The organism is Ruegeria sp. CH2, assembly GCF_056537065.1.
Map to the genome: position 1 here is coordinate 94,828 of NZ_JBQFQV010000013.1, position 22,745 is coordinate 117,572.

Below are 22,745 nucleotides of genomic sequence, written 5' to 3' on the forward strand. Positions count from 1 at the left end.
GGATCAGGCGAAATAATCCGTCAGGATACGGGTATAGATCGATTTGAGCTGCTCGATCTGCGCAACCTCAACACACTCGTCCACCTGATGCATCGTGCGCCCGACCAAGCCGAACTCCACCACCGGGCAATGGTCTTTGACAAAGCGCGCGTCCGAGGTGCCGCCGGTTGTCGACAGCTCAGGCGTAACGCCGGTTTCGGCTTCGACCGCTTTGGCCACCAGATCCGACAAAGGCCCCGGCGGGGTCAGAAAACTTTCACCCGAAATACTGATCGTGACACCGATTTCGACACCGTACTGAGCTGCCACCAGATCCGCTTCTGACTGCAACCAGTCACTCAGGCTGGCTCCGGAATGCAGATCGTTAAAGCGGATGTTGACCGCGCCGCTGCATTGCGCCGGGATCACGTTGGTCGCGGCGTTTCCAGTGTCGATGGTGACAACAGCCAGCGTGGAGGCGTCGAAATGGTCCGTGCCCTGATCCAGTTCATGGCTGGCAAGCCGATCCATCAGCCGCGCCATGGCGGGCAGCGGGTTTTTGGCCCGATGGGGATAAGCCGAATGCCCCTGCACACCTGTAATCTTAAACCACGCAGTCATTGAGCCCCGACGACCGATCTTGATCATCTCACCCATTTTGTTCGGGCATGTTGGCTCTCCTACCAGACAGACCGACATACGCTCACCCGCGCCTTTCATGTAATCGAGAAGCGCAGTGGTGCCGTCCAACGCATCGCCTTCCTCATCACCGGTAATTGTCAGGACAATTGCCCCATCCGGAGGGGTGTCACGCACGAAATCCATTGCCGCAGCCGCAAAAGCCGCAACTCCGGATTTCATATCGGTAGTGCCGCGCCCATGCATCACCCCATCCCGCACTTCGGCCCCGAAGGGCGGCGCAGTCCAGGCAGCTTCGTCGCCGACAGGGACGACGTCCGTGTGACCATTGAATCCGAAACTGCGCGCATGACCTTTCTGCCCCCAACGCGCGAAAAGGTTGCTGATGCCGCCGCGATCAACGCGCGTGCATTCGAAACCTGCCTCCGACAGCACCGCCTCAAGCAAAACAAGTGCTCCGCCTTCTGAAGGTGTGACCGAAGGGCAACGGATCAGTTCGGCTGTCAATTGGACGGGATCAGTCATGCGGGGGCCTCTGGAACTGTGTCTGACGCGGGTTCGCGCACAGATTCAACGATTTGGCCGGTTTTCCAACCCCAATCCGTAAAAAAACGGTCATCCGAATATTTAGATGTCAAAGCGACACCCCAATAAAACATGGCACTTTACCCTGCGACCACCTTGCCGCCCGCCACAAATTCGCGTTACAGGGCCGCGAAACAGGTGAATTGAATATGAAGCGCGCCTTCTTCGCACTGATCTGCCTGACTTTCGCCGTCATCGCACAGCAAAGCCTGGCACAGTCCCTTTCGGTCACAACCGTGACCCGCCCGCCATTTTCCTATGTCGAGGATGGCGACGAAACCGGCTTCTCTATGGATTTGCTGGCGGCTTTGGCCAAGGCTCTGAACTGGGACTACACGGTCAACCGCGTCGAGGCGTTTTCTGACATGTTGGGTGCCGTGCAGAGCGGATCTGCAGACCTTGCCATCGCCAATATCTCGATCACCGCCCTGCGTGAAACGCAAATGGATTTCTCTCAGCCGATCTTCGAAGCGGGTCTTCAGATCATGGTACCCTCGGACGCGGTACGAAAACCATCGCTGTTGCAGGCCCTGCTCTCGAAAGAACTGTTCATCGCCATAGGGCTGGCCTTTGCCATTCTCCTCGGTGGCGGCATGTTGATGTGGAGCTTTGAACGCCGCGCCCAACCCTATTTCGACCGCGACTTGAACGAAGCGTGGTTCCCATCGTTCTGGTGGGCGCTGAACTTGGTTGTGAATGGCGGCTTCGAAGAGCGAATGCCGCGCACTCCGTTCGGTCGAATGTTGGGTGTCGTGCTGGTGGTGTCATCCTTGTTCATCGTTTCGGTGTTCACCGCCCGTATCACCTCGGTCATGACCGTGGACGCCATTACCGGCAGCGTGAATTCGGTGAACGACCTGTACGGCAAGACTGTCGGGACAATATCAGGGTCGACAGCGGCCAGTTTTCTGAACCGGCGCGAGATCGAGTTTACCAGCTATCCGGGGTTGAATGAGATGCTGGACGCTTTCAAGGCCGAAGATCTGGATGCCGTCGTATTCGACGCGCCGATCCTGTCCTATTTTGCGGCCCATGAAGGGCGGCGCATTGCGTCGATGACAGGTGGTGTTTTCCTGCGCGAAAACTACGGCATCGCTTTCCCGACCGGATCACCTCTGGTCGAGGATGTAAACCAGGCATTGCTTGGCTTGCGCGAAGACGGAACCTATGACGAAATCTATCGCAAGTGGTTCGGATCGCGGAACTAGGCCTGCGCCTCGTCTCCGAAAAACGGTGTCATCTGCGCGACGATCACTGCGTTTTCATCCAATGCCCTCTGCATCAGCGCACGTTCGTCCGCCTCGATATCGTGACCTTGCGCTTCACGCTCGGCCAATGTGCCGTATCCGGTGACATCCAGCGGTGCGGTGTCGGCCTGCTTCAGGATCGCGACCGTCTCACGCACGGCCTCGGCCTCATCCACGCCGCTGGCATAGCACATTAGCGCCGCGCCGGTCGCCCCATCGGGCAGCCCGTCGCCCTCCTTGCGGCCAATCTGGACCAGAAGGGTATAGACTTGCTGACGCGAGGGTTTCTTTTGCTTCTCCATGCACCGGGCCATAGCCCCGCGCCAGTTCGCGGTCAAGCAGCCAACAATTGCAGGAGCCCCGCCTTGCCCCCATAGTACCCGGAATAAACCGATCCCGAATACAAAGGACGCCTTCATGCCCTACCCAGATTTCATAGCGAGTTTTCCCAGCCTCGACGTACCGTTCCCCGACGACGTGGTGCAAACGGCCGTGATCCGGTCGGATGCAGGATTGGTGGCGTTCTTTACGTTTCTTCAGGATTTCGAATTGCCCTTACATTCTCACAAAGCCCAATGGGGCATAGTGGTGGAGGGTGAGATTGAATTGACCATCGACGGGCAGACCCGGACCTACCGCTCGGGCGACAGTTATTCGATCCCATCAGGCGTGGAACATGGCGGCAAAATCAAGGCTGGCACACGGGTCATAGATGTTTTCGAGGAACCGGACCGATATCCGATCAAGGGATAAGCTGGGTGAGAGACTCAGTGAACGCGAGTCTCGGCCTCCCTCATTGATTGAAGGCCTCCGGCCTGAAAAGCTGTTGAGTTGAATCCGGCACTTTTGCGCCAGTCTTCCTCTTCATTTTGGGCCAATTCCCGCTAGCCGGGACACGACGCCAGCAATTCACAACTAAGCGTCGATGCCGGCCCTACGCTGCGGGTACTGCATAAGTCATTTTCAAAGGAGAGTTGAGATGAGTGTTCTGTCCAGATTGATGACAACAACAGCAAGCGTGATTGTACTTTCCGGTATACCGGCTGTTGCAATTCTGTCCTTTGTAACAAGTGATGCTGCTTATGCCCAAGAAGCGGGCGGTGAAGGCGGCGAAACCACCGGTGGCGGCGAGGCCGAAGGCGGCGCGCAGACCGAAGGCGGAGGTGAATCCGGCAGCGATGGTGAGGCCGAAGGTGGCAGTGACACCGAGGGCGGTAGCGATTCCGAAGGCGGTAGTGAGGCCGAAAGCGGAGGCGAATCCGGCGGCGATGGTGAATCCGGAGGTGGCAGTGAAGCCGATGGCGGCGGCGAGGCCGAAGGCGGTGGTGCGGAAACCAATGCAGGAAGCACAGAAGTGGAAGCCATGCAGGGTGAGAGCCGCTAAGCAGCACTTCAAGGCAGGCTAGGACCACAAGCTTGGTATCTGCCTTAGCCGACCTGACCCAAAGAACAAATAAGGCCGGAGCGTAACTGCTCCGGCCTTATGACATTCCCAGAACGATCAGTCCCGCAGCAATTCGTTGATGCCCGTTTTCGAGCGGGTCTTTTCGTCGACCCGCTTCACGATCACAGCGCAATAGAGGCTGACGTTGTTCTTCGACGGCATGGAACCCGCGACCACAACCGAATAGGGCGGAACCTCGCCATACATGACTTCTCCGGTTTCGCGGTCCACGATCTTAGTGGACTTACCAATGAACACGCCCATCCCCAGAACCGAGCCTTCGCGGACGATACATCCCTCGACCACTTCCGAGCGCGCGCCGATAAAGCAATTGTCTTCAATGATGGTGGGGCCAGCCTGCATCGGCTCAAGCACTCCGCCAATACCAACGCCGCCCGACAGGTGCACATTCTTGCCGATCTGCGCGCAGGACCCGACAGTGGCCCAGGTATCAACCATCGTGCCTTCGTCAACGTAGGCCCCAAGGTTCACGAAAGACGGCATTAGCACCACGCCCGGTGCAATAAATGCCGACTTGCGAACCACGCAGTTTGGAACCGCGCGGAACCCGGCAGATCGCCACTGGTTTTCACCCCAACCGGCGAACTTGCTGTCCACCTTGTCCCACCAGCCGCCGTCCTGCGGACCGCCCGGCTGGATTTCCATGTCCTTGATACGGAAGCCCAGCAGAACCGCCTTTTTGGCCCATTGATTTACGTGCCAGTCACCGGTTTCCAGCTTTTCCGCCACGCGCAGCGAGCCACTGTCCAGCGCATTCAGCGTATCCTCGATCGCCTCGCGCTGCTCGCCAGTTGTGGCGGGCGTGATTGTCTCGCGTGCCTCCCAGGCGGCTTCGATGGCGGCTTCCAGTTGCGCGTTGGACATGGGGTGTCTCCCTACAGAATCTGTTCACGTTGATTTGGCCTATACGCAAGCCGGACCCATGGCGCAATGCGACGTAGACGGGCCCAATTGCGTCTGAGGCAGAGGGTCATCAGCTCGCGCGCCGAATATGGCGGGTCAGGATCGCCGTTGCTGTGGCCATTTCCTTGCGCTTCAAAGCCCGCACAATGGCCGCATGATCCGTGTCAGCCCGTTGCACCCATTTCAACCGCCATTGCGCGAACAGATGGCGTGCGCTTGCAATATGCAGATCGTCGATTGCGTGCAAAAGCCGAGGCAGCCCGCAAGGCGTCAGAATGGCGCGATGGAACGTTCTGTTCAGAGCCTCCCATTGCGGCATCGACTGCGCCTCATCACAGGCGATGCGTGCGTTTTCGATCTTTTCCAACGCGACCGGAGACATGTTTTGCATCGATTGCTGCAACGCCAGCGTTTCCAAGGCCACCCGCATTTCGATCACCTCCCGAACTTCTGCCGGGTCCAGCGCCGTAACCCGCATTCCCTTGCGCGGTTCATGCCGGGCCAACCCATGCGCCTCAAGCCGCAACAAGGCTTCGCGCACCGGAACATGGCTGGTGTCGAAGGTTCGGGCAATATGGTCTTGCCGCAGCTTTTCACCAGCTGCCAGCTCTCCGGTGATGATCCGCTGGCTGAGGCTTTGGTAAATCGTGTCGGAAATCATTGCAGTCATGGATTATAGATAAAATCCACCATCCACATCCACAACCCGATAATTCACCCAGCGAACGGGTCCGGCGCAATATTTGCACCGCACACCAGAACACCCACGCGTTCACCCTGTTCGGGTCGATACGCACCCGAGGTCAAGGCGGCCAATGCGGTCGCGCCGGCAGGTTCTACCAGAATGCGATGCGCGCGCCAAAGCGCCTGTTGTGCCGCCGCGATGGCATCGTCTGACACCAGAACCGAACTCATACCCTGCGCCAGTTCAAAACAGATTTCGCCGATCCGCCGCGCGCCCAGCGCGTTTGCGGCGATGCCCGACACGGAAACATCAACCGGCTCACCAGCGCACAATGCTGCATTCAACGCACAGGACGTTTCCGGCTCGACCGCCACAACCTTGCGCGCGCCACCGAACCAGGCCAGCGCCCCGGCGATCAGCCCGCCGCCGCCAACAGCGACCAGTACCGTATCCGCCTGCAAGCCCTGGGCGTCCCATTCGGCAAAACAGGTTCCTTGCCCAGCCACCGTGGCCGGGGCGTCGTAAGCATGGATCTGCATTGCCCCCCTTGTTGCCTCATGCTCCTGCGCTGCGGTCAGCGCGTTCGCGTATTCACCGGAAACAACGCTCAGGTCGGCGCCGGTTTGCCGGATCAGTGCGATCTTGGACGGGCCTGCCAGTTCCGGCACAAATATCTTTGCAGGATAACCCAGCGTCTGCGCTGCATAAGCCGCCGCCGCACCATGATTGCCACCGGATGCGGCGACCAAGCCTGCGGGCGGCACATCCGAGCTGAGCAGCGTATTGAACGCACCCCGCGCCTTGAAACTGCCAGTATGCTGCATGTGCTCGAGTTTCAGCTCAACCGGATAGCCGGGAATGTTGCTTTCCATAACCGGGGTCACTTGCGCATATCCCGCGATGCGGTCCCGTGCCGCCGATATTTCACTTTTCCAATTCATTCTCGTCTTTCCGTGACTGGCACTCTGCCCGCGAACCCTATAGCTGTTTGTCAAACACGCAAGCAGGGATCAATCACCGATGAGAGAAGACCGTCACAGTCCGTTTCGCGATGCGCAGACCGACCGCTCGACCGCGAAAGAGGTTCCGGACACACCGCAAACACGCTCTCCGGCCTACCGTCTGGCTTTCGCGGATGACGAGTTTCTGTGCCGGGACGAGCTGCGCCCTGTACGCTTGCAGCTTGAGTTGCTGAAACCCGAAATGATCATGACCGAGCGTGAGATCGCGTCGACCATCGTAATGTTCGGCGGCGCCCGCATTCCCGAACCCTCGCAAAAGCACACCGCGCGGACAGAGACTCTGGCCAGCCTGTCGAAATATTATGATGAGGCGCGCGAGTTTGCCCGGCTGATGACCGTAAAATCAAAAGAAACCGGCTGCCGCGAGAATGTGATCGTCACTGGCGGCGGCCCCGGTGTGATGGAAGCTGGCAATCGCGGTGCACACGAAGCGGGCGGGTGCTCGATCGGGCTGAACATCGTGCTTCCGCACGAACAGGCGCCAAACAGTTTCGTGACGCCAGAGCTCAGCTTTAATTTCCACTATTTTGCGATCCGCAAAATGCACTTCCTGATGCGCGCCCGCGCCATCACCATCTTTCCCGGTGGGTTTGGGACGCTGGATGAACTGTTCGAATCCCTGACCCTGATCCAGACCGGCAGAATGGATCGCGTGCCATTCCTGCTGTTTGGCCGCGCGTTCTGGGAGAAGGTTATCAACTGGGACGCACTGGCGGATGCCGGTACGATCTCGGAGGAGGATTTGGACCTGTTCCGCTTTGTCGATACCGCGCAGGAGGCGGCCGAGATCATCGAGAACTGGGAACCCGCCCCGCCCCGCGACGAAATTCCGGGGCGCTGAGCGATGAAACCCCCAAAGACAGGCGAAATGCTCCACCTACGTGGCAACGCGTTGTCAAAAGGCGAACCCGTCGCCCTTCCACTGACGCAAAGCAGCATGTTCCATCTGCCGGGCATGCCGGACGGTCACCCGACCTATGGCCGTGTCGATAACCCCACCTGGGTACATCTTGAGCATGTTTTGTCCCATCTGGAAGACGCGCCCTGCCTCAGTTTTCCTTCAGGGATGGCCGCAATTTCTGCGGCTCTTTTTGCAACGGTGCAAGCCGGGTCGCGCCTTCTGATTCCTTCGGACGGGTACTATGTCACCCGTCTGCTGGCCGACCGGTTCCTTTCGCGTCTTGGCGTGACAGTTGAAGAGCGCCCGACCACTGCGTTTGCCGCAGGTGGTTTTGACGGGTTTGACGTTGTGTTCGTCGAAAGCCCTTCGAACCCCGGTCTGGACATGATTGACCTGAAAGCCACAGCCGAACAGGTGCGGTCTGCTGGCGGGGTGACGATTGCCGACAATACGACGATGACGCCGTTGGGTCAGCGTCCGTTGGATTTGGACATCGACGTGGTCGTGTCGTCCGACACCAAAGCGATGGGCGGGCATTCCGACATGCTGATGGGCCATGTGGCCAGCCGCAACAGTGACATCATGGAACGGGTCGAGGAATGGCGGAAGGTCTCCGGCTCGATCCCCGGACCGCATGAGGCATGGTTGCTGCATCGCGGGTTGGAAACGCTGGATGTCCGGTTCGACCGGATGTGCAATTCGGCTCAGGTAATCGCAGAACGGTTGGCAGTTCACCCAGCGGTCAAACAGGTCCGCTATCCCGGGCTGGCCAATGATCCATCGCACGCACTGGCGCAGGCACAAACGGCACGGTTCGGATTTCTGCTATCCTTGACTTTGGAGAGCGAAGACAAGGCCGAAGCCTTCATCAACACCTGCCCGCTTTTGCGCCCCGCCACATCCTTCGGAGGTGTTCACAGCTCGGCCGAACGCCGCGCGCGATGGGGTGATATGGTCGACCCGGCCTTCATCCGCCTGTCCGTTGGATGCGAACCGGTGGACGAACTGTGGCAGGCGATCGAGGCCAGCCTGAACGCGCTGTGATTACTTCTTCGCGGCACGCAGGTCCTTGAAAACGTAGATCGGCAGTACCACGCTGGCGATCAGCGCCCCCAGCCAGACAAGCAGCGTCGCCGCCAGCAGGTTCGAGATACCGCCAACGGTCAGCCCCGACGCGATGAGGTCGGTCACCAGCAGGCCCACAAATGTCACGACCAGGGCGATCCCGCCTTTCAATGCGGGCGCTTTCTTTTCGCCAAGCTTTAGTATCAAGGGCTCGGCGATCACCTGAACGACGGTGAAAACGATCACAACCACGATAAATGAGATCGGTTTGATCGCGAAACCGGACAGTATCAGCGAAGCCAGCAACAGCCCGATGGCATTGCCGGCCAGCAGGGCCAAAGCGGATTTGATTCTGCGCGACATGGGATGGCCTCCGTCAATCTACAATCAGAAATATGAAGATATTAGCAGGCTTCTGAGTTTTTTCGAGACAATTCAATCGCCTCTTCCTTTTGACCCGTTGAAAACACGTGGTAGAACACATTCATCAAGATCAGACCTGTCCCTGACCCGTGAGTGTGAGATGAGCGACGATCCCTATTCCGTCCTTGGCGTATCGAAAGACGCCAGTGCCGACGAAATCAAGAAAGCCTACAGGCGTATTGCTAAGGAGTGCCACCCGGACCTGAAACCCGGCGACGCCAAGGCCGAGGCCAAATTCAAGGCCGCCGCCGCTGCGTATGACGTGTTGAAAGATCCTGAAACCCGCGCCCGTTACGACAATGGCGAAATCGACGCATCGGGTCAGGAACGCCCGCAACAACACTATTACCGGGACTATGCTGAGGCCGCTGGAAACCCCTATCGCGGGCGTCAGGCGGACCCGGACGACATGTCGGACATCTTTGCCGAATTCATGCGCGGCCGCAGTGGATTTGGCGGCCAGCAAAGGCATGAGTTTCATGCGCCAGGGCATAACCTGAACTATTCCCTGCAAATCAGCTTTCTGGATGCCGTGTTTGGCGCCAGTCAGAAACTGACGCTACCAGACGGCAACCGGATCGAGGTCAAGATCCCCGCCGGGATAACCGAAGGTCAGACCATCCGCCTGCGCGGCAAGGGTGCTCCGGGTTATGGCGAAGGCCCTCCGGGGGATGCGTTGGTGACCGTCACGGTCGCCAAACATCCGGTGTTTGACCGTCAGGGCGACGACATCCATATCACGCTGCCGATCAGCATCGATGAGGCCATTCTGGGCGGGAAAGTCGCCGCCCCCACCATCGATGGCGGTGTGAACGTCAATGTTCCGGCGGGCACAAGCAGCGGCAAAACCCTTCGCCTGCGCGGCAAGGGGGTGAAGAAACGCGGCTCGTCCCTGCGCGGCGACCAACTGATCGAATTGACTGTCTCGATGCCCGACAAGATCGATGATGATCTCAGGCAGTTCATGGAGACATGGCGCGAAACGCACCGCTACGATCCGCGGAAAGGAATGCCGTCATGACCCTGACCGAAAAGGAACTGATCGAAACCGTCTCGCGCCTGACCTCGGACCGCCTGACCGAGTATCTTGCGGCCGAGATCGTGATCCCTGAACAATCGGAGCAGGGGCTGGTCTATCACAGTATCGACGTTGCCCGGCTGGAACTGGCTTGCGAGTTGCACGAGCAATACGACATGGAGGCCGATGCGCTGTCGATGATGATCTCGCTGATTGATCAGATGCATGGGCTGCGCGCCGAACTGCGTGAGGTTCTGAACGCAGTCGAGGCGCAACCCGAGCCGGTGCGCCAACAACTGATCGAAGTTATCGGCACAGCGCGGTTCCGTCGCAGATAACAGGGTTTTGGGCGCAATGATTATGGCGTAGAAGGCCGCCTTGATCCTTTGTCAGGTAGCTTCCATGACCCAGCCCAGATCCGAGTTGCTGATGCCTGCGGGCAATCTGCGCAAACTTAAACTCGCCATCCTCTATGGGGCAGACGCCGTGTATCTGGGCACGCCGGATATGTCGCTGCGCACCAAGTCCGAGTTTTCGCTGGACGAGGTAATTGAAGGGGTCGAGTTCTGTCACAGCCATGGTCGGCGCGCCTACCTGACACTGAACTTGTTCTCGCATAACAAAGACATCCCGAAGCTGGACGAATACATCGACACGGTGCGCAAGGTGCAGCCCGACGGGTTGATCATCGCCGATCCAGGCGTGTTCCAATACGTCCGCGAGCGCGCGCCCGAACTGCCGCTGCATATCTCGACCCAGGCCAATATCTGTTCGTGGCTGTCGGTGAAGTTCTGGCAGGATCAGGGGGCCGAGCTGGTGGTTCTGGCGCGTGAGGTTTCCTATCCCGAACTGGTCGAGATCCGTGAGAAGTGCCCTGATATCAAGCTAGAATCCTTCGTGCACGGTGCTATGTGCATGACCTATTCGGGCCGTTGTCTGCTGTCGAATTTCATGGCCGAACGCGGGGCCAACCAGGGCAACTGCGCCAATTCCTGTCGCTGGAACTATGGTCTGAAACTGCGCCTCAAGGATGGCACACATCAGGAGCTGCGTATCACCGAGGAAAACGCCGACCTGTTCGAATTCCTGCTGGAAGAAGGCTGCCGCCCCGGTGACCTGATGCCCATCGAAGAGGATGATCGCGGCTCGTACATCCTCAACTCACGCGACCTCTGCATCATGCCGAAGCTGGATGAGTACCTGAAAATCGGTGTCGACAGCCTCAAGGTCGAAGGGCGCGGCAAATCGGAATACTACGCCGCGATCGTCGCACGGGCCTATCGTATGGCGATAGATGACTATTTCGCGGACCCCGAAAACTGGGACCCCAAGCCTTACATGCGTGAGCTCGAAACCGTCGGGAATCGCGGCTATACGCTGGCCTTCCACGAAGGGCGGCTGACCAATTACGCCCATGATTACGAACACACCGCATCCATCGCGCAGTGGGAATATGCCGGGATCGTCACCGAAGTGACCGAGGATGCTTTTCTGGTCGAGGTAAAGAACAAGCTGGAACCGGGCGATGTGCTGGATTTCGTCTCGCCCACCTCGCGCGAGACGGTTCTGCTGCGGGTCTATGATTTCGAACGCGCCCATGATGGTGCGCGGTTGGACGTGGTACATGGTAGCACAAAAACCATCATTCGGATGCCTTTCACCCTGTTCGATCACGAGGATATCGACGATCTGCGCGCCCGTTTTCCGGTCTATTCAGTGCTGCGCAAGGAACGCGCCCTGACCGACGAACACTGGAGCCGCATTCGCTTTGACAAGCTCGTGCAGGGATTGGAAACCTCCGGTCGCGACAATTCAACAGCTTATGCACGCCGTCGCGATGATCTGGTTGAAAAGATTGGCGAAGACGGTAACGAACGCCGGTTCAAGACAAACCGCATCGGCACGGAAGGATGCTGCGGCAAGGGCTGCAACGGATGCCTGATCTTCTGGCAGGATGACAAATACGCGTTGGCCCGCGAGGTACTGTCCAAACGAAAACAAGGCGAACAGCTCAGCCGCCGTGAGGCGACAGAACTCAAGCTGCCGGGTGAACCGGCTTAGTTTCCCACCCGATATTCTTCGGGGATAAAGAACGTATAGTCGCGATCCGCCACTTGCTCGTGACAGACATGGCAGTACGCGACCTCACTGGCGCGGTCCCCCATAGTATCCCCGAACACCGACCCGTCCGGCAGCACCATTATATAACGCCAGTCAGCGGTGATCGGGCTGGTACCGTCTGGCAATTTTTCCATTATGAACATGGCGCCTGGATGTATGTGACCTTCATCGGTCACCGTCATGCTGTCCTTGGCAAGCACCGATCCCATGGGAAGTTTTTCGCCTTGCTGCAATGTCCCGTAGTTATGTGCCATTCGGTTGGCATACGAGTTTACGTAACGCTGCCCGTGCGTGGCCGAGATATAAGGCGCGTCGTTAAAAAGCGGCCAGCTTTGGTAGTTGAGGATCAGATCCAGTTGCGCCGCGGCATACCCCCGTGCCATGCGACGGCTTAGTGAATGGTAGTGGGCCGCGGCCTCATCCTTGCTCAGCTCTGCCGGATTTTCGATCGCGATATGAGCGTTGTGACCATCCGCCGTTGCCAATCCTGAAGAAATCAGAAGTATCGCGCACGCAATGGCCTTGTGCTGGAGAAAAATTCGAAGATACGAGTCCATTATTACGACCCACCTGAAAATCAGTTCGCCTGAGCGCCACTTGACGGCAGTATTCGCATTTTAGCGGCTCCGGGATCTCTTACCAGCTCAGGTCCCGGAAACTCACCGCCTTGTGCATCGATTTGAACCTGCATCCTGCGGCATTGAATCATTAAAATATAGCAAACTTTGCATATTGAATCAGTACCTGAAACATTAAGTTTACAGGCACACTTCATGCGTGCGGGCGGTCATCTTTGACAATCAAAGCGCGACCATCCAAACCATGATGAATCCAACAGAAAAACTACCGGGTTAAACCGGCTTCGGACTCAATCTGTTTGCGCGATTTGCGGGCGCGTTCGGTTGCCGATTTCAACTGACCGCACGCCGCCATGATATCCTCGCCCCGTGTCTTGCGAATGGGAGAGGCGTAGCCTGCCTGATAGATGATGTTGGCAAAAGCGCGGATGCGGTTGTTCGAGCTGCGCTTGTACGGTGCACCGGGCCATTCGTTGAACGGGATCAGGTTGATCTTGGCCGGAATCTTGTGACGCTTGATGTGGTCGATCAAACGATGGGCATCCGCGTCGCTGTCATTCACACCATCCAGCATCACGTATTCGAACGTGATCCGCTCGGAGTTCGAGGCATTCGGATAGCTGGCCAGCGCCTGCAACAACTCCTCGATATTCCAGCGTTTATTGATCGGAACCAGAACGTCGCGGGTTTCATCCGTGGTTGCATGGAACGAGATCGCCAGCAGACAGCCGATCTCCTCGGCGGTGCGCGCAATTTCGGGCACCACTCCGCTGGTTGACAGCGTAATGCGGCGGCGCGACAGGGAAATCCCCTCGGGATCCATCGCGATCTTCATCGCATCGCGGACGTTTTCGAAATTGTATAGCGGCTCGCCCATTCCCATCAGAACGATGTTCGACAGAAGGCGCGTTTCATCCTTTGGCGCACCGGGGGTCGGCCATTCTTCAAGATCGTCGCGCGCCATCATGATCTGCCCGACAATTTCTGCAGATGTTAAATTACGTACAAGTTTCTGGGTGCCGGTATGACAAAACGAACATGTCAACGTACATCCGACCTGAGACGATATGCACAGCGTTCCGCGATCTTCCTCGGGGATGTAGACCACCTCGACCTCGTGCCCACCCGCGATCCGGCACAGATATTTGCGGGTGCCGTCCTCGGACACCTGTCGGGTCACCACCTCGGGTATCTCGACCACAAAGTTGTCGGCCAGTTGCGCACGGTAGGCTTTGGCCAGATTCGTCATCTGGGAAAAATCACGCACACCCCATTGATAAATCCACTGCCAGATCTGACCGGTGCGCATCTTTGCCTGCTTTTCCGGCGTGCCATGTTCGATCAGGACCTCGCGCAAACGGTCGCGAGTGAGACCGACAAGGTTCACCTTCCCCTCGGGCAATTTGCGAGGGAGGGTCATGAAGTCTTGAGTGATCGGCGCTTTGGGCGACATTGTGGTACCTGCTGAGGCGTATCTTCAAGGATTCTGGCTTGGAATGCGCCTCTATATAGGAACCTGTGCAAAGATCAAAAGGAATCGTTTCAGTCAGTTGGCAAAACTCAACAGTTCTTCAACGCGTGCCCGCCCTAAATTCACCCGGCATGATGTGATTGCGATACCTGTACCCGAACCGCCACCAAACGACGCGCCGACGGCGGTGCAATGCGTGTCACGATAGGTTTCCCAGGCCTGCTGCGCCGCCATGAGGGCAGGTTCAGCCTCTTTCCGCCCGGTGACCTCGTCCAGCTCCTTGGCAGATTGTACCGCCAAATCAAAACTCACCTGCAGAGCGCGCGAGACCCGTGCTTCCATCTGTCCGACGCAGGATCCGATTTCGACTTGTGATCCGGCGTCGGAACATTCCAACGCCGGGTCGGCGGTTGCGGTGGCTGGCAAAAGCAGCGCGATCAAGATCAGACGCATGGCCGTCTCATTCATCTATTCAGCAGGGATCAGGCCAGAGTAACATGTTTTGCCAGAAAGGTTTAGATGCCGGTTGGCCCCCTAAACCAACGGAAATGCAGTTCCGCGTCAGACACCCGCGGGTGGGACATAGCAATCTTCGGCATCCAGGGTCTTGACCGGATCGTTCGGTCCGCATTGTTCGCCGGTTACAGGATATGTCTCGCCCTTGTTTTCGCAGGCGCTCAGCAGCATGGCTGATATCATCATCAACGCGACAAGAGATTTGTTCAGCATGGTGGCAACTCCTTGGTTTCTCTTGAACTGATTAGTTCGGAAATCGTCAGAGCTCACATTGATACGGATCAAGTAAACGGGTTGATCCTGCGTAAAGGTACAGGGGAGCGTAAAAACAAAAAAAGCCCCGCCAAAGACGGGACCATTTGCTTAGGTCGGGGTGCTTACTTGGTGCAGCGCTTTTCGGCGTCTTCGATTGCTGCGGTAAAGCCCAGCAGCGAGAAGGTGTCCTTGGTTTGTGTGCCGCGTTCGGACCGGGCAGTCAGAACAGCCTCGGTTCCGCGTTTCAGCGCGGTGACGATCTTGGCGTCATCTGCATCTGATGCGGGCCAGGCCCACTCACCTTCGGTGAACAGCTCAAACTCGGACCCGTCGACATTCAGGTTCACCGTCGATCCCGGTGCAAACGGATAGCCGCCGGTAAAGGTCACTTGTCCTTTGACCTCGGCATTGGGGCGATAGAACACAAACAACAGGATGTCGCTGCGCCGCACGGATACGACGCGCCCGCCCCGGGTGTTCACGGTTTCCTTGGGGGCCGAAACGCTCCAGCATTCGGTGGGATCATCTTCGACAAAAACGCTCCAGTCCGTTTTTGCAGCAACCCGGTTTGTGCTTGTCGCCTGTTGGGCGAGTGCAGACGTTGCGGCGATGCCTGCCACACACAGGCCCGCGATCGTACGAACGAGCATTGATCCCATTTGTCCAGCCTCCTAGCTCGACCGATACCTCAAATCCATCGGACATGGCTGCGAACCCTTCCGGCCCGTCTATTCCGTTGCGCATTCCGATGATTGCCGACATACACACACTAACGCAGGTTTCGCCACAGGCGAAAGGGCGATTGGCAGAATTTTGCGCATAAATTTCGGAGGTCCAGATGACGCAGCCCGTAGCAATGACAGAACTGTGGCGTGGCAACTTGCTGGAAAGCCTGCATTTGGGCCACGCGGTCATCTGCGACGACACCGGCCAGATCGTGCGCAGCTGGGGCGACCCGCAGGCGGTTATCTATCCGCGCTCATCCGCCAAGATGATTCAGGCGCTTCCGCTGGTCACGTCGGGAGCCGCGGCAAAATACGGATTGAACAGCGAACATCTTGCGCTGGCCTGCGCGTCCCACAATGGGGCCGCGATCCATACCGACCGCGTGACAGCGTGGCTTGATCATCTGGGGCTGAGCGAGCACGACTTGCGCTGCGGGCCACAGGAGCCAGCGGACACTGCCGCGCGGGATCGGCTGATTCTGGCGGATGACACCCCGTGCCAGATCCACAACAATTGTTCCGGCAAGCATTGTGGTTTCCTGACACTGGGTCAGCATATGGGCGCAGGACCGGAATATCTGGAAATCGACCACCCGGTGCAGCAGGCCTGCCTGTCTGCCATCGAAGAGACGTCAGGCGAAACCAGCCCCGGTTACGGTATTGACGGCTGTTCCGCCCCGAATTTCGCCGTGTCGCTGGCCGGGCTGGCCCGGTCGATGGCGTGGTTCGCAAGCGCCTCGGATCGGTCCGACCGTTCCAGCGAGGCGGCGGTTCAGTTGGTGGCAGCCATGGTGAAGCATCCGGAACTGGTTGCCGGTGAGACCCGTGCCTGCACCGAACTGATGCGCGCCATGAACGGGCGCGTCGCCATCAAGACCGGGGCCGAGGCGGTGTTTGTGGCCATCATCCCGGAAAAACGCATGGGCGTTGCGTTGAAGATCACCGATGGCACCACACGGGCCAGCGAATGTGCCATCGCCGCCATTCTGGTGAGCCTTGGTGTGCTGGAGGCCGATCACCCGGCCACCCGCAAATTCATGAACGCCACGCAATACAGCCGCCGGGGGCTGGAATGCGGCGTGATCAAACCTGCGCCGGGTTTCCCCGGCTAAGGCCGCTACATCTCGATCTCGTGCACCTCGGCAACCTCGACCGAGCCCGAACCGTTGACGACCATCGGACAACCCTTGGCCATCTCGGTCGCGGCTTCGATGCTGTCGGCCTTAATCACGGTAAAGCCCGAAGCCGGGTTCGCACCGCCATTGTCGACAACCCCGCTGCTGCTGACCGTATAGGACTGTCCGACCGGGTTGCCGGGGATCTCTAACGCTTCGGCCATACCCTGAAACCATGCGCCCCAAGCGGCCATGGTCGCCTCGATCTCGGCGGGGTCGGTCGGGGTGTGTCCCCCGTGATAGACAAACAAATATTGGGGCATATCGCTCCTCCCTGATGAAACCTTATTTGCACTTCGCTTCGAGTTTGCGCAGCGAAGACGTCCAGCCCTGATTGTGGTTCGCGGCGGCTTCGGCATCGGCCAGTTCGCGGTGGTCCAAAACCAGGCGTGACCCCGTGCCTGTCGCTGTGACTGTAAAGGTGACGTGGCTTTCGCCCCCGCGCTGATCCTGATCGTCATGCCAGCCCCAGGTAAACCCCACCGAGTTTGGCGGGTCGACATGCGTGACGTGGCCCGAGACCTTGTATTGCTGGCCCTCGCCATTCTCCATCACCGAGTACCAAGGACCGGTGCGCGAGAAATCCAGATTGTGATCAGGTACGTGCATCCCTTCGGGCCCCCACCATTGCAACAACCGGCTGCCGTCGCTGATCCATGCGAACAGGTCTTCTGGGCTGACGGGGAAGTCCCGTTCCAGTTTCAGGTCGGCCATGAATTCTCCCTTTCGATTACTTCACTCAGACGATCCAGGCTGCTCTCCCAGAATTGCCGTTTGGAGATGGTCCAGTCGGCAATCATCCGCAGCCCGTCGGGCCGGATGGAGTACATCCGTTGGGTGCCCCGCACACGCTGCTGCACCAACCCTGCCTCGCGCAGCACCTTTAGGTGTCGCGAGATCGCAGCGCCGGATATTCCACGCCCTTCGATCAGGTCACCGGCGGGCAGTTCGCCCTGCTCCATCAGTTGCTCGACAATCGAGAACCGGGTGGCATCAGACAAAGCGGAAAAGGTGGTCAGAAGCGTGCTCATGACCTCTATTTAACACAAATGTTAAATAATGAAAAGCCCTGTCAGGATTCGACAAAATCCGTGCGACTGTACCCTTGCAGGTAAAGCAGTGCCGTCAGGTCGCCGTGATTCACCCGCACGTCGCATTTTGCGGCCACCGACGGTTTGGCATGAAGCGCAACCCCGGTTCCGGCCCGCCCCAGCATGCCCAGATCATTGGCCCCGTCGCCCACGGCGATCACGTCACTTTCGGACAGGCCAAGGCGTGTCGAGATCTGTTCAAGCGCTTCGATCTTGGCCTGACGTCCCAGAATAGGACGCGCCACATCGCCCGTCAGTTTGCCATCTGAGGCCAGCAGAGTGTTGGCGCGGTTTTCATCGAACCCCAGCAGTTCTGCCACCCGCGCGGTGAAGGCGGTAAAGCCACCGGACACCAGTGCAGCATAGGCACCGTTGGCCCGCATCGTTGCCAGCAACACCTGTCCGCCGGGCATCAGGGTGATCCGTTCGCGCAGGACTTTGCCAATGACGCTTTCATCCAGATCCTTCAGCAGACCAACCCGTTCGATCAGAGCACCCTCGAAATCCAGCTCTCCGTTCATGGCGCGGGCTGTGATGTCCTTGACCCTTTCGCCGACGCCAGCCTCATCCGCCAGTTCGTCAATGCATTCCTGCTGGATCATGGTGCTGTCCATATCGGCCAGCAGCATCTTTTTGCGCCGCCCAGCCGCAGGCTGTACAATCAGGTCCACGCCCATGCCTTGCAAGTCTGCCCAAACGTCCCAGCGATTGGCGGGCATGTCGCGCAGGTCAAACTCGACCGCCTCGTCCGGGCTGAGCCACAGGACATCCCCACCGCCCCACGCGTTGCGCAGCGATTCTGGCAAGGCGCGGTCCAGTGAGGGTGCAGCCGGGTTGGTCAGCAAAGTGGCGACGTACATATTCCAATCTCCAGTGTCATACCCATGCGGAACGGTCAGGGCGTCAATGGTGTTCGACCTTGTTCGGTCAGTTCCCAGCAATTCTGTCCCTCGAATACGGCGACGCCCGTCGGGCGTCCGTACCCGGCCCCCGTGTCCAGATTGATCCGGTTGCCATAATGCGTCGCCTGATCCACAGGCGTGTGTCCATGAACGATCAGTTTGGGATGCGGGCCTTGGTAGTCGTGGAAGTCCTGTCTGATCCAGATCAGATCACTTGCCTGCTGTTCATTCAGCGGGACACCCGGACGGATACCCGCGTGAACAAAGGCAATCTCGGGGGTCTGATGCATCACCACCAGATCGCGCAGGAAGGTCAGGTGCGACTTCGGCACCGCTGCCTGCGCCATCCTGTGCAGGTTTTCAAGGCGGATCTGACCTTCGAATTCCACCCCATAGCTGCGCAGGGTGTCGACCCCGCCCAACCTGTCATGCAACCAGTGGTATCCCACCAACAAATGCGGATCGTGGCGCGGAGTGTCTTCCATGAACCAGGCAAACATGCGGTCGTGATTGCCCAGCAGAGTAATCCAGTTCCGACCCGCATCACGCCCTTCAATCAGGCGTTCGATCAGCCCGCGACTGTCAGGGCCGCGGTCCACGTAATCACCCAGAAACACGATCTGAGCATCGGGTCCGCCGTCGCTTTGGATCAGGGACAGCGCACGCTCCAGCTCAGCCACCTGCCCGTGCAGATCACCAATAACATAGATTGGCTGCGTCATAGACGGCCTCCGGCGGTAAAGTTCAGCTTGCTTGTGCCTCAGATCATGGTTTGAGAGAACAAAGGACCCGGATATTCGCATAACCGGGTCCTGAACTGTTCCTCAAACTCAACAGCCCCGATCAGGCGACGTCGAATTCCAGTGGCTTGATCTGTGTAAACAGGCCTGTTTCGGCAAGCTTCGCCCGCGCTTCGGCCGGGACCGGTTCGTCGACGTAGAGCAGTGCAATCGCTTCGCCTCCGGCCTCAGCGCGGCCGAGGGTAAAGTTGGCGATATTGACGTTGCTCTCACCCATGGTCTGACCCAGCGTGCCGATGATGCCGGGCACGTCTTCGTTGGTGGTGTACAGCATATGAGCGCCGACCTCGGCATCGATGTTGATGCCCTTGATCTGGATAAAGCGCGGCTTGCCATCGCTGAACACGGTGCCGGCGATCGACCGTTCACGCTTGTCCGTTACGACCGTGACCTTGATGTAGCCATCAAAAACACCCGACTTGTCCTGATTGGTGGTCGAGATTTTGATCCCGCGTTCTTTCGCGACTACAGGGGCCGAGACCATGTTCACCTCGGGGTTGAACTTTTTCATGATCCCCGCGACCACGGCACAATTCAGCGCAGCCAGATTCATTTCAGCGGCCACACCGTCATAGAGGATATTGATCGCCTTGACCGGCTCGTCCGTCATCTGGCCGATGAAGCTGCCCAGATGACCTGCCAGCTTGATCCACGGCCCCATCAGCTTGGCTTCTTCCGCAGTCACGCTGGGCATGTTCAGCGCGTTTTCGACCGCGCCTGTCAGCAGGTAGTTCGAAATCTGTTCAGCCACCTGCAAGGCCACGTTCTCCTGCGCCTCGGTCGTCGCCGCGCCCAGATGGGGCGTGCAGACCACGTTGGGCAGGTTGAACAATGCGTTGTCCTTGGCGGGTTCCTCGCTGAACACGTCAAAAGCCGCTCCGGCAACATGGCCGGATTGCAGCATCTCGGACAGAGCCACTTCATCGACCAGACCGCCACGGGCACAGTTGATGATCCGTACACCCTTTTTGGTTTTGGCCAGATTTTCGCGGCTCAGGATGTTGCGGGTTTGATCTGTCAGCGGCACATGCAGGGTGATGAAATCGGCGCGCGCCAGCAGTTCGTCCAGCTCGACCTTTTCGACGCCCATCTTGGAGGCTTTCTCTTCGCCCAGATAAGGATCATAAGCGATGACTTTCATCTTCAGGCCCAACGCTCGTTCGCACACGATGCCACCAATGTTACCGGCACCGATCACGCCCAGTGTCTTGTTCGTCAGCTCGATCCCCATGAACTTGGACTTTTCCCACTTGCCCGCATGGGTCGAGGTGCTGGCCTCGGGGATCTGCCGCGCCACGGCGAACATCATCGCGATGGCGTGCTCGGCGGTTGTGATCATGTTGCCGAAGGGCGTGTTCATCACGATCACACCTTTTTTCGAGGCCGCCTCTTTGTCGACATTGTCAGTGCCGATCCCGGCGCGGCCGATGACCTTCAGCCTGTCGGCTTTTTCCAGCAGGGTCGGTGTGACCTTGGTGGCCGAACGGATGGCAAGACCATCATATTGACCGATCACCTCGGCCAGCTTGTCTTTGTCTTTGCCCAGCTCGGGCATGAAATCCACGTCGATGCCACGGTCGCGGAAAATTTGCACTGCGGTTTCGCTGAGCTTGTCGGATACCAGTACTTTGGGAGCCATTTTGCTTGGTCCTTTGAATTCTTCAGGGGGTGGCGGGCTGACGCCCGCCCTATATCGGTGATGGGGTAGGCCGGGCTTCAGCCCGGCACATGAAACTCAGGCAGCCTGCGCCTGCGCTTTGATCTCGGTCGCAAAGGCCCAGGCCAGCCAGGGCAGCATCGCCTCGATATCCGAGGATTCAACCGTACCGCCGCACCAGATGCGCAGACCTGCTGGCGCGTCGCGATAGGCGCCGATATCCAGCGCGATATTCTCGGTCTCAAGCCGCTTGGCGACTGCCTTGGCAAAGGCTGCACCGTCCTGAATACGGGCATCGGTGAACTTCAGGCAGACGGATGTGTTCGAACGCGTCGCCTCATCCTCTGCCAGGTTTGCGATCCAGCCGTTCTGGTCGCAGAACGCGTGTACCGCACCCGCATTGGCATCCGCACGCGCGATCAGCCCCTGCAATCCGCCCACCGATCGCGCCCAGTCCAGCGCAAACAGATAATCTTCGACCGCCAGCATTGACGGCGTGTTGATCGTTGCCCCGGTAAAGATGCCTTCGATCAGTTTGCCGCCCTTGGTCAGGCGGAAAATCTTGGGCAGCGGCCATGCGGGGGTATAGCTTTCCAGCCGTTCAACGGCGCGCGGGCTGAGGATCAGCATCCCGTGGGCCGCTTCGCCGCCCAGCACTTTCTGCCAGCTGAAGGTTGTTACATCCAGCTTGTCCCAGGGCAGATCCATCGCAAACGCCGCCGAGGTTGCATCGCAGATCGTCAGGCCCTGGCGGTCATCGGCAATCCAGTCGCCATTGGGTACCCGCACACCCGAGGTGGTTCCGTTCCATGTAAAGACCACGTCATTTGCGAAATCGACCGAGGCCAGATCAACGATCTGCCCGTAATCCGCGGTTTTCACCTCGGCGTCGATTTTTAACTGCTTGACCACATCGGTCACCCAGCCGGACCCAAAGCTTTCCCAGGCCAGCATCTCGACCTTGCGCGCACCCAGCAAAGACCACAGCGCCATTTCAACCGCGCCGGTGTCCGAGGCGGGAACGATGCCAATGCGGTAATCCGCCGGAATGCCCAGAATCTCGCGCGTGCCTTCGATGGCCGCCTTCAGCTTGTCCTTGCCGACAGCGGCGCGGTGCGACCGGCCCAATGCGGCATCGGCCAGTTTTGTCAGGTCAAATGTGGGGGGTTTGGCACAGGGGCCCGAAGAAAAGCGCGGATTTGCCGGCCGCGTCGCCGGTTGTTCGATCGTCATGTGTATTACCCTTCCAGATACACGCCCCTCGTTGGGGAGGGGTGTCCCACGGACAGACCTAGGGGGCCTTCGCACCTGCAGCAAGCGGAAAAGACGCTTTACCGGGTAAAAACGACATCTGAAACGGACACAAATCAGAACACGGGTTTCCGATTGGCGAAAAACCCCGCCGATGTCTCGGCGGGGTTTGGTTGTGTTACTCAGCGGCGTCTTCGTATTCTGTCATTGGTGGGCATGTGCATACGAGGTTTCGGTCGCCGTATGCGTTGTCGACGCGGTTGACGGGGGA

At 58.6% G+C, this 22,745-nt stretch carries 27 protein-coding genes; 9 read left to right on the plus strand and 18 right to left on the minus strand.

Translation table 11 applies throughout. The features are described from left to right. Window positions 1–3: 3 nt before the first annotated feature. Window positions 4–1,143, minus strand: coding sequence for a succinyl-diaminopimelate desuccinylase (gene dapE, locus ACR0M9_RS16400; protein ID WP_480488554.1), 1,140 nt, complete (start codon window positions 1,141–1,143; stop codon window positions 4–6). A gap of 209 nt (window positions 1,144–1,352) precedes the next feature. Between dapE and ACR0M9_RS16405 the strand changes: the two genes are divergently transcribed. Continuing rightward, a complete protein-coding gene (locus ACR0M9_RS16405) occupies window positions 1,353–2,411 on the plus strand; it encodes a transporter substrate-binding domain-containing protein (protein WP_480488553.1) in 1,059 nt (352 codons plus the stop codon). On the opposite strand, the gene ACR0M9_RS16410 is transcribed toward ACR0M9_RS16405, so the two are convergent. After that, window positions 2,408–2,752, minus strand: a complete 345-nt coding sequence (locus tag ACR0M9_RS16410) for a hypothetical protein (protein WP_209598381.1) — start codon at window positions 2,750–2,752, stop codon at window positions 2,408–2,410. The genes ACR0M9_RS16405 and ACR0M9_RS16410 overlap by 4 nt on opposite strands. Before the next feature lie 115 nt (window positions 2,753–2,867). Here ACR0M9_RS16410 and ACR0M9_RS16415 point away from each other — a divergent pair, with 115 nt between their 5' ends. Both ACR0M9_RS16415 and ACR0M9_RS16420 read left to right on the plus strand, forming a co-directional pair. After that, window positions 2,868–3,203, plus strand: coding sequence for a cupin domain-containing protein (locus ACR0M9_RS16415; RefSeq protein WP_480774119.1), 336 nt, complete (start codon window positions 2,868–2,870; stop codon window positions 3,201–3,203). A 226-nt stretch (window positions 3,204–3,429) separates the two neighbouring features. Further along, complete coding sequence (locus ACR0M9_RS16420; RefSeq protein WP_480774120.1) at window positions 3,430–3,834, plus strand: hypothetical protein; 405 nt, start codon at window positions 3,430–3,432, stop codon at window positions 3,832–3,834. 117 nt (window positions 3,835–3,951) lie between these two features. Here ACR0M9_RS16420 and dapD read toward each other — a convergent pair whose 3' ends face one another. From dapD to ACR0M9_RS16435, 3 genes are all read right to left on the minus strand, one after another. Then, window positions 3,952–4,779, minus strand: coding sequence for a 2,3,4,5-tetrahydropyridine-2,6-dicarboxylate N-succinyltransferase (dapD, locus tag ACR0M9_RS16425; protein ID WP_480506458.1), 828 nt, complete (start codon window positions 4,777–4,779; stop codon window positions 3,952–3,954). 109 nt (window positions 4,780–4,888) lie between these two features. After that, complete coding sequence (locus ACR0M9_RS16430) at window positions 4,889–5,488, minus strand: GntR family transcriptional regulator (RefSeq protein WP_209598385.1); 600 nt, start codon at window positions 5,486–5,488, stop codon at window positions 4,889–4,891. A gap of 44 nt (window positions 5,489–5,532) precedes the next feature. Continuing rightward, the gene (locus ACR0M9_RS16435; protein WP_480539658.1) at window positions 5,533–6,444 is read right to left on the minus strand and encodes a threonine/serine dehydratase; all 912 of its coding nucleotides are present in this window, start codon (window positions 6,442–6,444) and stop codon (window positions 5,533–5,535) included. Window positions 6,445–6,523: 79 nt separating this feature from the next. On the opposite strand from ACR0M9_RS16435, the gene ACR0M9_RS16440 reads away from it, so the two are divergent. After that, complete coding sequence (locus ACR0M9_RS16440; protein WP_480484157.1) at window positions 6,524–7,366, plus strand: LOG family protein; 843 nt, start codon at window positions 6,524–6,526, stop codon at window positions 7,364–7,366. Between the two features lie 3 nt (window positions 7,367–7,369). Further along, window positions 7,370–8,470, plus strand: coding sequence for a cystathionine gamma-lyase (locus tag ACR0M9_RS16445; RefSeq protein ID WP_480484158.1), 1,101 nt, complete (start codon window positions 7,370–7,372; stop codon window positions 8,468–8,470). Here ACR0M9_RS16445 and ACR0M9_RS16450 read toward each other — a convergent pair whose 3' ends face one another. Further along, entirely contained in the window at window positions 8,471–8,854 is a 384-nt protein-coding gene (locus ACR0M9_RS16450; RefSeq protein ID WP_267363718.1) for a hypothetical protein, read from the minus strand. It lies immediately after the preceding gene. Between the two features lie 160 nt (window positions 8,855–9,014). Here ACR0M9_RS16450 and ACR0M9_RS16455 point away from each other — a divergent pair, with 160 nt between their 5' ends. From ACR0M9_RS16455 to ACR0M9_RS16465, 3 genes are all read left to right on the plus strand, one after another. Continuing rightward, a complete protein-coding gene (locus tag ACR0M9_RS16455; RefSeq protein WP_480774121.1) occupies window positions 9,015–9,935 on the plus strand; it encodes a DnaJ C-terminal domain-containing protein in 921 nt (306 codons plus the stop codon). Beyond that, on the plus strand, window positions 9,932–10,270 hold the full coding sequence (locus ACR0M9_RS16460; protein WP_480484160.1) for a hypothetical protein: 339 nt from the start codon (window positions 9,932–9,934) through the stop codon (window positions 10,268–10,270). Before ACR0M9_RS16455 ends, ACR0M9_RS16460 begins: the two co-directional genes overlap by 4 nt. 64 nt (window positions 10,271–10,334) lie before the next feature. Next, window positions 10,335–11,993 carry a U32 family peptidase gene (locus tag ACR0M9_RS16465; RefSeq protein ID WP_480774122.1) on the plus strand — a complete coding sequence of 553 codons (1,659 nt, stop codon included), beginning with the start codon at window positions 10,335–10,337 and terminating at the stop codon, window positions 11,991–11,993. Here the strand turns inward: ACR0M9_RS16465 and ACR0M9_RS16470 are convergent. The 5 genes from ACR0M9_RS16470 to ACR0M9_RS16490 all read right to left on the minus strand — a co-directional run bounded on the left by ACR0M9_RS16470 (window position 11,990) and on the right by ACR0M9_RS16490 (window position 15,532). After that, window positions 11,990–12,610: a cytochrome P460 family protein gene (locus ACR0M9_RS16470; RefSeq protein ID WP_480774123.1), complete on the minus strand. Its 621-nt coding sequence runs from the start codon at window positions 12,608–12,610 to the stop codon at window positions 11,990–11,992. The two genes, ACR0M9_RS16465 and ACR0M9_RS16470, sit on opposite strands and share 4 nt — an antisense overlap. A gap of 286 nt (window positions 12,611–12,896) precedes the next feature. Continuing rightward, window positions 12,897–14,084, minus strand: coding sequence for a dual-specificity RNA methyltransferase RlmN (rlmN, locus tag ACR0M9_RS16475; protein WP_480774124.1), 1,188 nt, complete (start codon window positions 14,082–14,084; stop codon window positions 12,897–12,899). A 93-nt stretch (window positions 14,085–14,177) separates the two neighbouring features. Then, the gene (locus tag ACR0M9_RS16480) at window positions 14,178–14,555 is read right to left on the minus strand and encodes a lysozyme inhibitor LprI family protein (protein WP_480774125.1); all 378 of its coding nucleotides are present in this window, start codon (window positions 14,553–14,555) and stop codon (window positions 14,178–14,180) included. A gap of 108 nt (window positions 14,556–14,663) precedes the next feature. After that, window positions 14,664–14,831 carry a hypothetical protein gene (locus tag ACR0M9_RS16485; protein ID WP_267364300.1) on the minus strand — a complete coding sequence of 56 codons (168 nt, stop codon included), beginning with the start codon at window positions 14,829–14,831 and terminating at the stop codon, window positions 14,664–14,666. A 164-nt stretch (window positions 14,832–14,995) separates the two neighbouring features. Continuing rightward, a complete protein-coding gene (locus ACR0M9_RS16490) occupies window positions 14,996–15,532 on the minus strand; it encodes an invasion associated locus B family protein (protein WP_209505046.1) in 537 nt (178 codons plus the stop codon). Window positions 15,533–15,711: 179 nt separating this feature from the next. On the opposite strand from ACR0M9_RS16490, the gene ACR0M9_RS16495 reads away from it, so the two are divergent. After that, window positions 15,712–16,710 carry an asparaginase gene (locus ACR0M9_RS16495; RefSeq protein WP_480546627.1) on the plus strand — a complete coding sequence of 333 codons (999 nt, stop codon included), beginning with the start codon at window positions 15,712–15,714 and terminating at the stop codon, window positions 16,708–16,710. 5 nt (window positions 16,711–16,715) lie between these two features. Here the strand turns inward: ACR0M9_RS16495 and ACR0M9_RS16500 are convergent, their stop codons facing one another. The 7 genes from ACR0M9_RS16500 to ACR0M9_RS16530 form a co-directional block, all read right to left on the minus strand. Then, complete coding sequence (locus ACR0M9_RS16500; RefSeq protein ID WP_267364302.1) at window positions 16,716–17,036, minus strand: YciI family protein; 321 nt, start codon at window positions 17,034–17,036, stop codon at window positions 16,716–16,718. 22 nt (window positions 17,037–17,058) lie between these two features. After that, window positions 17,059–17,487, minus strand: a complete 429-nt coding sequence (locus ACR0M9_RS16505; protein WP_480774126.1) for an SRPBCC family protein — start codon at window positions 17,485–17,487, stop codon at window positions 17,059–17,061. After that, complete coding sequence (locus tag ACR0M9_RS16510; RefSeq protein WP_480484177.1) at window positions 17,475–17,804, minus strand: ArsR/SmtB family transcription factor; 330 nt, start codon at window positions 17,802–17,804, stop codon at window positions 17,475–17,477. The genes ACR0M9_RS16505 and ACR0M9_RS16510 overlap by 13 nt, the downstream gene beginning before the upstream one ends. Window positions 17,805–17,845: 41 nt before the next feature. Next, a complete protein-coding gene (gene serB / locus ACR0M9_RS16515) occupies window positions 17,846–18,724 on the minus strand; it encodes a phosphoserine phosphatase SerB (protein WP_480774127.1) in 879 nt (292 codons plus the stop codon). 35 nt (window positions 18,725–18,759) lie between these two features. Next, a complete protein-coding gene (locus ACR0M9_RS16520) occupies window positions 18,760–19,488 on the minus strand; it encodes a metallophosphoesterase family protein (protein ID WP_480774128.1) in 729 nt (242 codons plus the stop codon). A 121-nt stretch (window positions 19,489–19,609) separates the two neighbouring features. After that, on the minus strand, window positions 19,610–21,205 hold the full coding sequence (serA, locus tag ACR0M9_RS16525) for a phosphoglycerate dehydrogenase (RefSeq protein WP_480774129.1): 1,596 nt from the start codon (window positions 21,203–21,205) through the stop codon (window positions 19,610–19,612). Between the two features lie 96 nt (window positions 21,206–21,301). Beyond that, on the minus strand, window positions 21,302–22,456 hold the full coding sequence (locus tag ACR0M9_RS16530; protein ID WP_480774130.1) for a phosphoserine transaminase: 1,155 nt from the start codon (window positions 22,454–22,456) through the stop codon (window positions 21,302–21,304). Window positions 22,457–22,745 lie beyond the last annotated feature (289 nt).

What these genes read in the sequence shown, in the direction of transcription:
- dapE (WP_480488554.1), bottom strand. Translation starts at nt 1,143, where the DNA reads ATGACTGATCCCGTCCAATTGACAGCCGAACTGATCCGTTGCCCTTCG.
- ACR0M9_RS16405 (WP_480488553.1), top strand. Translation starts at nt 1,353, where the DNA reads ATGAAGCGCGCCTTCTTCGCACTGATCTGCCTGACTTTCGCCGTCATC.
- ACR0M9_RS16410 (WP_209598381.1), bottom strand. Translation starts at nt 2,752, where the DNA reads ATGGAGAAGCAAAAGAAACCCTCGCGTCAGCAAGTCTATACCCTTCTG.
- ACR0M9_RS16415 (WP_480774119.1), top strand. Translation starts at nt 2,868, where the DNA reads ATGCCCTACCCAGATTTCATAGCGAGTTTTCCCAGCCTCGACGTACCG.
- ACR0M9_RS16420 (WP_480774120.1), top strand. Translation starts at nt 3,430, where the DNA reads ATGAGTGTTCTGTCCAGATTGATGACAACAACAGCAAGCGTGATTGTA.
- dapD (WP_480506458.1), bottom strand. Translation starts at nt 4,779, where the DNA reads ATGTCCAACGCGCAACTGGAAGCCGCCATCGAAGCCGCCTGGGAGGCA.
- ACR0M9_RS16430 (WP_209598385.1), bottom strand. Translation starts at nt 5,488, where the DNA reads ATGACTGCAATGATTTCCGACACGATTTACCAAAGCCTCAGCCAGCGG.
- ACR0M9_RS16435 (WP_480539658.1), bottom strand. Translation starts at nt 6,444, where the DNA reads ATGAATTGGAAAAGTGAAATATCGGCGGCACGGGACCGCATCGCGGGA.
- ACR0M9_RS16440 (WP_480484157.1), top strand. Translation starts at nt 6,524, where the DNA reads ATGAGAGAAGACCGTCACAGTCCGTTTCGCGATGCGCAGACCGACCGC.
- ACR0M9_RS16445 (WP_480484158.1), top strand. Translation starts at nt 7,370, where the DNA reads ATGAAACCCCCAAAGACAGGCGAAATGCTCCACCTACGTGGCAACGCG.
- ACR0M9_RS16450 (WP_267363718.1), bottom strand. Translation starts at nt 8,854, where the DNA reads ATGTCGCGCAGAATCAAATCCGCTTTGGCCCTGCTGGCCGGCAATGCC.
- ACR0M9_RS16455 (WP_480774121.1), top strand. Translation starts at nt 9,015, where the DNA reads ATGAGCGACGATCCCTATTCCGTCCTTGGCGTATCGAAAGACGCCAGT.
- ACR0M9_RS16460 (WP_480484160.1), top strand. Translation starts at nt 9,932, where the DNA reads ATGACCCTGACCGAAAAGGAACTGATCGAAACCGTCTCGCGCCTGACC.
- ACR0M9_RS16465 (WP_480774122.1), top strand. Translation starts at nt 10,335, where the DNA reads ATGACCCAGCCCAGATCCGAGTTGCTGATGCCTGCGGGCAATCTGCGC.
- ACR0M9_RS16470 (WP_480774123.1), bottom strand. Translation starts at nt 12,610, where the DNA reads ATGGACTCGTATCTTCGAATTTTTCTCCAGCACAAGGCCATTGCGTGC.
- rlmN (WP_480774124.1), bottom strand. Translation starts at nt 14,084, where the DNA reads ATGTCGCCCAAAGCGCCGATCACTCAAGACTTCATGACCCTCCCTCGC.
- ACR0M9_RS16480 (WP_480774125.1), bottom strand. Translation starts at nt 14,555, where the DNA reads ATGCGTCTGATCTTGATCGCGCTGCTTTTGCCAGCCACCGCAACCGCC.
- ACR0M9_RS16485 (WP_267364300.1), bottom strand. Translation starts at nt 14,831, where the DNA reads ATGCTGAACAAATCTCTTGTCGCGTTGATGATGATATCAGCCATGCTG.
- ACR0M9_RS16490 (WP_209505046.1), bottom strand. Translation starts at nt 15,532, where the DNA reads ATGGGATCAATGCTCGTTCGTACGATCGCGGGCCTGTGTGTGGCAGGC.
- ACR0M9_RS16495 (WP_480546627.1), top strand. Translation starts at nt 15,712, where the DNA reads ATGACGCAGCCCGTAGCAATGACAGAACTGTGGCGTGGCAACTTGCTG.
- ACR0M9_RS16500 (WP_267364302.1), bottom strand. Translation starts at nt 17,036, where the DNA reads ATGCCCCAATATTTGTTTGTCTATCACGGGGGACACACCCCGACCGAC.
- ACR0M9_RS16505 (WP_480774126.1), bottom strand. Translation starts at nt 17,487, where the DNA reads ATGGCCGACCTGAAACTGGAACGGGACTTCCCCGTCAGCCCAGAAGAC.
- ACR0M9_RS16510 (WP_480484177.1), bottom strand. Translation starts at nt 17,804, where the DNA reads ATGAGCACGCTTCTGACCACCTTTTCCGCTTTGTCTGATGCCACCCGG.
- serB (WP_480774127.1), bottom strand. Translation starts at nt 18,724, where the DNA reads ATGTACGTCGCCACTTTGCTGACCAACCCGGCTGCACCCTCACTGGAC.
- ACR0M9_RS16520 (WP_480774128.1), bottom strand. Translation starts at nt 19,488, where the DNA reads ATGACGCAGCCAATCTATGTTATTGGTGATCTGCACGGGCAGGTGGCT.
- serA (WP_480774129.1), bottom strand. Translation starts at nt 21,205, where the DNA reads ATGGCTCCCAAAGTACTGGTATCCGACAAGCTCAGCGAAACCGCAGTG.
- ACR0M9_RS16530 (WP_480774130.1), bottom strand. Translation starts at nt 22,456, where the DNA reads ATGACGATCGAACAACCGGCGACGCGGCCGGCAAATCCGCGCTTTTCT.